This is a genomic window from Bradyrhizobium sp. SHOUNA76 (assembly GCF_023006445.1).
GTDB lineage: Bacteria > Pseudomonadota > Alphaproteobacteria > Rhizobiales > Xanthobacteraceae > Bradyrhizobium.
Genome location: NZ_JALBHA010000371.1, coordinates 1 through 6678, shown reverse-complemented (window position 1 = coordinate 6678; position 6678 = coordinate 1). Strand labels below are relative to the sequence as shown.

At 63.6% G+C, this 6678-nt stretch carries 7 protein-coding genes; all 7 read right to left on the bottom strand.

The window, feature by feature from the left end; genetic code table 11:
• Positions 1-750, bottom strand: a 750-nt coding sequence (locus MOV74_RS27850) for an FGGY family carbohydrate kinase (protein WP_246929796.1), incomplete at its 3' end; no start/stop codon positions are given.
• A gap of 33 nt (positions 751-783) precedes the next feature.
• On the bottom strand, positions 784-1557 hold the full coding sequence (locus MOV74_RS27845; RefSeq protein WP_246929795.1) for an SDR family NAD(P)-dependent oxidoreductase: 774 nt from the start codon (positions 1555-1557) through the stop codon (positions 784-786).
• Positions 1558-1598: 41 nt separating this feature from the next.
• Entirely contained in the window at positions 1599-2606 is a 1008-nt protein-coding gene (locus MOV74_RS27840; RefSeq protein ID WP_246929794.1) for an ABC transporter ATP-binding protein, read from the bottom strand.
• A gap of 14 nt (positions 2607-2620) precedes the next feature.
• Positions 2621-3451, bottom strand: a complete 831-nt coding sequence (locus MOV74_RS27835) for a carbohydrate ABC transporter permease (protein WP_246929793.1) — start codon at positions 3449-3451, stop codon at positions 2621-2623.
• Positions 3452-3455: 4 nt separating this feature from the next.
• Positions 3456-4328 (bottom strand): carbohydrate ABC transporter permease, encoded by an 873-nt coding sequence (locus tag MOV74_RS27830; protein WP_246929790.1) that lies wholly within the window; start codon positions 4326-4328, stop codon positions 3456-3458.
• Between the two features lie 85 nt (positions 4329-4413).
• Complete coding sequence (locus MOV74_RS27825) at positions 4414-5727, bottom strand: sugar ABC transporter substrate-binding protein (protein ID WP_246929788.1); 1314 nt, start codon at positions 5725-5727, stop codon at positions 4414-4416.
• A gap of 321 nt (positions 5728-6048) precedes the next feature.
• Positions 6049-6678, bottom strand: a 630-nt coding sequence (locus MOV74_RS27820; RefSeq protein ID WP_246929786.1) for a sugar-binding domain-containing protein, incomplete at its 5' end; no start/stop codon positions are given.

The window sequence follows — 6678 nt, the reverse complement described above, 5'->3', positions numbered from 1 at the left end:
GACCGGTATGCCCGGCGACAGGCAAAGCTCGGCCGCAGCCGCGCGGGTGAGACCGGTGCCGAGCCGCGTGCCGGGGGCAACGATCCCGGTGCCGATGCGGGCGTATTTCTCGTTGACGAAGTCGGACAGACCGATGCGCTTGAAGAATTGCGCGCTCCAGCCGCCGCCGTCGTGGGCGAGATAGTTCCATTTGCAGGTGACGGTGCAGGTCGAGCGCTGCAGCGAGCCAGTCGCGCGCCAGGTCAAATAATCCGAGAGATCAAAGAAGTGGCCAGCGGCGTCAAAGCTCCCACGAAGGTGCCGCTTCAGCCAAAGCAGCTTCGGCATCTCCATCTCGGGCGAGATCGAGCCGCCGACATAGCGCAACACGGCATCCTCGGTCTCGTTGATCAGCCGCGCCTCGGCGATGGCACGATGATCCATCCAGACGATGACATTGCGTTGCTTGTCGCCGGATGCGCTGACGGTGAGCGGCTCGCCTTGCGGATCCAGCACCACGAGGGAGCACGTGGCGTCGAAGCCGATGCCGCCGACGCTATCGGGCGCGATGGCCGCTTCCGCCATTGCCGCCCGCACCGATGTCGTGCAGGCGTCCCAAATATCCTGGGATGACTGCTCGACGATGTCGCCAGCCTCGTGCCAGATCCTGATCGGGTGCCGCGCGGTCGCAAGCAGAGTGCCGGCCTCGTCAAACACCCCTGCCCGCGTGCTCGTGGTCCCCACGTCGACGCCGATATACGCTCGCGGCATTGTCGCTCCAGCTTCGTCGATTTTGACGCAAGCCTACCAGCAAGTGTAGCCGCCATCCACCAGCACGATGCTGCCGGTCATCAGGCTCGCGGCCTCCGAGCTCAGGAACAGCACGACCGAGGCGATCTCCTCGACCTGCCCCATCCGCGCCATCGGAGTTCCACCGATCCAGGCGTCGTACATTTTGGCGTTGCTCTTCACGAAAGCGTTGAGCGGCGTCTCGATATAGGTCGGCGCCACCGCATTGACGCGGATGCCGCGCGCGCCCCATTCGGCGGCCAGCGATTTGGTCAGATGATGCACGCCTGCCTTGGAGGCGTTGTAGAAGCACTGTTCCTGCGGCTTGTTGACGATGAAGCCGGACATCGAGCCGACATTGACGATGGCGCCGCTTCCGGCCTTCAGCATGTGCTTGCCGAATTCGCGGCAGCACCAGAAGGTGCCGTTGAGGTTGACGTCGATGACGTTGAGCCAGTGCTCGTCGGTGACGGTCTCGGCCGGGGTTTCGCTGCGGGCGATGCCGGCATTGTTGACGAGAATGTCGACCTTGCCGTGGCGGGCGACGAGATCGTTGGCGACCTCCGCCACGCGCTTGGTGTCGGTCACGTCCATGATCGCGGTCTCGATGTCAAACCCCTTCGCCTTCAGGCTGGCTTTCGCGCTGTCGGCGACCTTGCTGTCGCGGTCGCCGATGATGACCCTGGCGCCGGCTTCAGCCAGCGCTTCCGCGCAGCCAAGGCCAATGCCCTGTCCGCCGCCGGTGATGAACGCGGTTTTGCCGTTCAGCTTGAATTTTTCCAGGTACATGATGGTCTTTCCGTTTCTTGCCGTTTTCTTGCCGTCTCTTGTCAGCCTCGAAGCGCTTTGCCGCCCGCGTCGAAGCGATGGATGCGCGCGGGGTCCGGCGCCAGCGACACACGGTCGCCGGCGTGCAAACTCAACTCGCCGATATAGCGAGCCGTCAGCATGCCGATCTGACCGGCATCGACGTAAAGGAAGGTGTCACTGCCGAGATGCTCGGCGACGGCGATGGTTCCCAGCCAGCCGCCGTCGCCCTCGCGCTCGATCTTGAGATGCTCCGGCCGCACGCCGATGGTGGCGGCGCCACGTTGCAAGGCGAACTCTCCGGTGACGAAATTCATCTTGGGCGAGCCGATGAAGCCGGCGACGAAGAGATTGGCGGGCCGCTCATAGAGCTCCAGGGGCGACCCATATTGCTCGATCTTGCCGCCATTGAGCACGACGATCTTGTCGGCCATGGTCATGGCCTCGACCTGGTCGTGGGTGACATAGATCGCGGTGGTGCCGAGCTGCTTCTGGAGCCGCGTCACCTCGATGCGCATCTGCACGCGCAGCGCGGCATCGAGGTTGGACAGCGGCTCATCGAACAGGAATGCCTTGGGCTCGCGCACGATGGCCCGCCCGATCGCGACACGCTGGCGCTGGCCGCCGGAAAGCTCGCGCGGCTTGCGATCGAGATAGGGCGTGAGGTTCAGCGTCGCGGCCGCGGCCTCGACCTTGCGGTTGATCTCGTCCTTGGCAAGGCCCGCCATCTTCAGACCGAAGCCGATATTGCCGCGCACGCTCATATGCGGATAGAGCGCGTAGGACTGGAACACCATCGATAGCCCGCGCTTGGCGGGCGGCGTGTCGACGACGTTCTTGCCGTCGATCAGGATTTTGCCGCCGGAGACGTCCTCGAGCCCCGCGATCAGCCGCAGCAGCGTGGTCTTGCCGCAGCCGGAGGGACCGACGAACACCACAAAGGAGCCGTCGGCAATGTCGAGATCGGCGCCTTTGATGATGTGCACAGGGCCGAAGGATTTCCGTACATCCTGAAGTGTGATCTGACCCATGATCCGGCAGCCCTTTACTTCACCGCGCCAAAGGTGAGCCCGCGTACGAGCTGCTTCTGGCTGAACCAACCGAGGACGAGAATGGGGGCGATCGCCAGCGTCGAGGCCGCGGACAGCTTTGCCCAGAACAGCCCTTCCGGGCTGGAATAGGAGGCGATGAATGTGGTGAGCGGCGCAGCGTTCGAGGTCGACAGGTTGAGTGTCCAGAACGCCTCGTTCCAGGCCAGGATCAAATTGAGCAGCATCGTCGAGGCCAGCCCCGGGATCGCCATCGGCGTCAAGACGTAGACGAGCTCGCGGCCGATGGTGGCGCCGTCCATGCGCGCGGCTTCAAGGATGTCGCGCGGGATCTCCTTGAAATAGGTGAAGAGCATCCAGATCACGATCGGCAGATTACCGAGGCACAGGATGAAGACGAGACCGATGCGGGAATCGAGCAGGCCGAAGCTCTTGTAGATCAGGTAGATCGGCACCAGCACGCCGACCGGCGGCATCATCTTGGTCGAGAGCATCCAGAGCAGGATGTCCTTGGTGCGCTTGGTCGGCGAGAACGCCATCGACCAGGCCGCGGGAATGGCTATCAGGAGGGCGATGAGCGTCGAGCCGCCGGCGATGATGATCGAGTTCATCGCGTGGTGGAGATAGTCGCTGCGCTCCTGCACCGTCGCGTAATTCTCGGTGGTCCAATGAAAGAACAGGAAGGATGGCGGCACGGCGAAGGCCTCGAGCTCGGTCTTGAAGCTCGCCAGCACCATCCAGAGGATCGGGAAGAAGATCAGGAAGCCGAAGAACCAAGCCCCGATCGTCGAGACCACCACCCGCTGCGTCGTCGCCATCCGTGCCATGGTCTCACGCCTCCAGATTGCGGCCGACGATGCGGACCAGGAAGAAGGCGACGATATTCGCGATCACGACCGCAACCAGGCCGCCCGCCGAGGCCGTGCCGACGTCGTACTGAATCAACGCCTGTGAATAGATCAGGAAAGCGATGTTGGTGGTCGATAGTCCGGGGCCGCCGCCCGTGGTGACGTAGATCTCTGCAAACACCGTGAGCAGGAAGATGGTCTCGATCAGAATCACGACTGTGATGGGACGCGCGAGGTGCGGCAGCGTGATGTAGATGAAGGTCGAGACGGCGCTGGCGCCGTCCATCTCGGCGGCCTCCTTCTGCTCCTCGTCGAGCGATTGCAGCGCGGTGAGCAGGATCAGCGTCGCGAACGGGAGCCATTGCCACGTCACGATCAGGATCACCGCAAACAGCGGCACGTCGTTGAACCAGTCGATCGGGGTCAGGCCGAACAGAGAGGCCAGCCAGGCGAACAGGCCGGAGACCGGGTGCATCAGCAGATTCTTCCAGACCAGCGCGCTGACCGTCGGCATCACGAAAAACGGAGCGATCACCATCAGCCGCACGAAATTGCGTCCGATCACCGGCTGGTCCATCAACAGCGCCAGCGGAATGCCGAGCAGGATCGTCAGGGCCAGCACCGAGCCGACCAGCACCAGCGTGTTCTGGAGCGAAGCCAGGAAGGCGGGATCGGTGAGGAAGTAGCGGAAGTTCTCCAGCCCGACAAACGACTCGGAGCCGGGATCGAGCAGGCTGTAATGCAGCGTGGAGAAATAGATCGTCAGCGCCAGGGGAACGATCATCCAGACGAACAGCAGCCCGACCGCCGGCGTCAGGAGCGAGCGCGCAAGGAACTGCGTCTGCCGGGTTGCCATCAACGCTTCTCCGCTGGCGGGAAGAAGGCGGCCATCCATGACGCTGGATGGCCGCAAGTCTGAGCTCAGGAGGAAGAGCTCGGGTTCACTTGATGTAGCCGGCGCGCTTCATCTCGCGCTCGGTCGCGGACTGCGCCGCGGTAAGCGCGGCATCCACCGTCATTGATCCCGCCAGCGCGGCCGAGAATTGCTGGCCGACCTGGGTGCCGATGCCCTGGAATTCGGGGATCGCGGCGTATTGCACGCCGACATAAGGCACCGGCTTCACCGTCGGCTTGTTCGGATCGGCCGCGTCGATCGAGGCCAGCGTCAGCTTCGCGAACGGGGCAACCTTCAGATAGTCGGGGTTCTGGTAGAGCGAGGTGCGCGTGCCCGGCGGTACGTTGGCCCAGCCCTCTTTCGACGCGACGAGCTTGGTGTAATCCTTGCTCGTCGCCCAGGCGATGAACTTCTCGGCAGCTTCCGACTTCTTGGAGCCGGCGGGGATCGCGAGGTTCCAGGCCCACAGCCAGTTGGCGTTCTTGCCGAGCCCGGTGTTGGGCGCGAGCGCGAAGCCGACCTTGTCGGCGACCTTGGAGTCCTTCGGGTTGGTGACGAAGGATGCCGCGACCGTCGCGTCGATCCACATGGCGCACTTGCCGGCATTGAACAGCGCCAGATTCTCGTTGAACCCGTTGGAGCTCGCGCCGGGAGGGCCGGCCTCCTTCATCAGGTTGACGTAAGTCGTCAGCGTCGCCTTCCATTCCGGCGTGTTGAATTGCGGCGCCCACTTCTCGTCGAACCAGCGCGCACCGTAGGAATTGGCCATGGCCGAGAGGAACGCCATGTTCTCGCCCCAGCCGGCCTTGCCGCGGAGGCAGATGCCGTAGGTGCCGGCGCCCTTGTCGGTCAGCTTCTTGGCCGCATCGATCACGAAATCCCAGGTCGGCTTCTCCGGCATCTTCAGGCCGGCCTTCTCGAACAAATCGGTGCGATACATCACCATCGAACTCTCGCCATAGAACGGCGCGGCATAGAGCTTGCCGTCGACGGAGACCGCATCCTTGATCTTGGGCAGGAGGTCGGCGACGTCGTAATCGCCACCGAGATTGGCGAGCGGCACCAGCCAGCCTTTCTTGGCCCAGATCGGCACCTCATAGGTGCCGATGGTGAGCACGTCGAACTGGCCGCCCTTGGTGGCGATGTCGGTGGTGACGCGCTGGCGCAGCACGTTCTCCTCGAGCGTCACCCATTTCACTGAAATGTCGGGGTTCTTCTTGGTGAATTCGGCCGTCAGCCCCTGCATGCGGATCATGTCGCCGTTGTTGACGGTAGCGATCGTCAGGGTCGTTTCGGCCACCGCGGGGACGGCCAGCAAAAGTGCAGACGCGCCGCAGACGGCGCCCAAGACGTGTTTCACGGTGACCTCCCTCAAACTCGCGTTTTGAGCATATGCTCACGCGTTGAGCGTATGTTCAACGCAAGCAAGGACGGTTGTCAAGCAGGCGGAAAGGCGTTCTCGCAACTTATGAGTGCTGCGGTGCGGGAAGTTTTGAAAATGTCTTGCACAGCCATGGCGGCTTGCTCGACCTCTCCCTCTTGCGGGAGAGGTCGTATCGCATCGCAGATGCGATAGGGGTGAGGGCTTTTTCCTCTTGGGGAATCTTGCCAGCGGAGAGACCCTCTCCCCATCCCTCTCCCGCAAGCGGGAGAGGGAGCCGAACCCCGATGCGGCACGAACCTACCGCTCCAGGATCGCCTTTGCGGTCGTCTCGTCGGTGATCAACCCGTTGATCAGGCCCCCGCTCAGCGCCGCCGCGATCGCCACCACCTTGGCAGCACCGATCGCCGCGGCGATCGTCGTGGCCTTCGCCGGCACTTCCGGCGGAATGCTGGTGAGGCGCTTGTTGGTGCCGGATTTGAGCAGGCGGCCCTTGGAATCATAGGCCCAGCCGGTGATCTCGCCGATGGCGCCCAGCCGCATCATCTCGAACAATTCGTCGCGGGTAACGAAGCCGTCGACATGGACCTGCGCCTTCTGGTCCATCTGGCCGATGCCGACGAGGCGCAAATCCGCCTTGGCGGCGACCGCCTTCACCTTGGCGATCGGCTCGATGCGGACCATCTTGTTGCGCTCGTCCTCGGACGACATCAAGAACGGCAGCGGCATCGGATAGTGCCGCGCACCGGTGCGGTCTGCGAGCCGGCCGACGGTATCGTAAAAGCTCGCCGAGCCGTCGGCGGAGATGTTGCCGACCAGCGAGACGATCTGGTGATTGGGCCGGTCGATCGGCGTGACACGCTCGACTGCGGCGCGCACCGCCCGGCCGGTGCCGAGCGCGACGATGACCGGCGTCTCCGAACGCAGCGT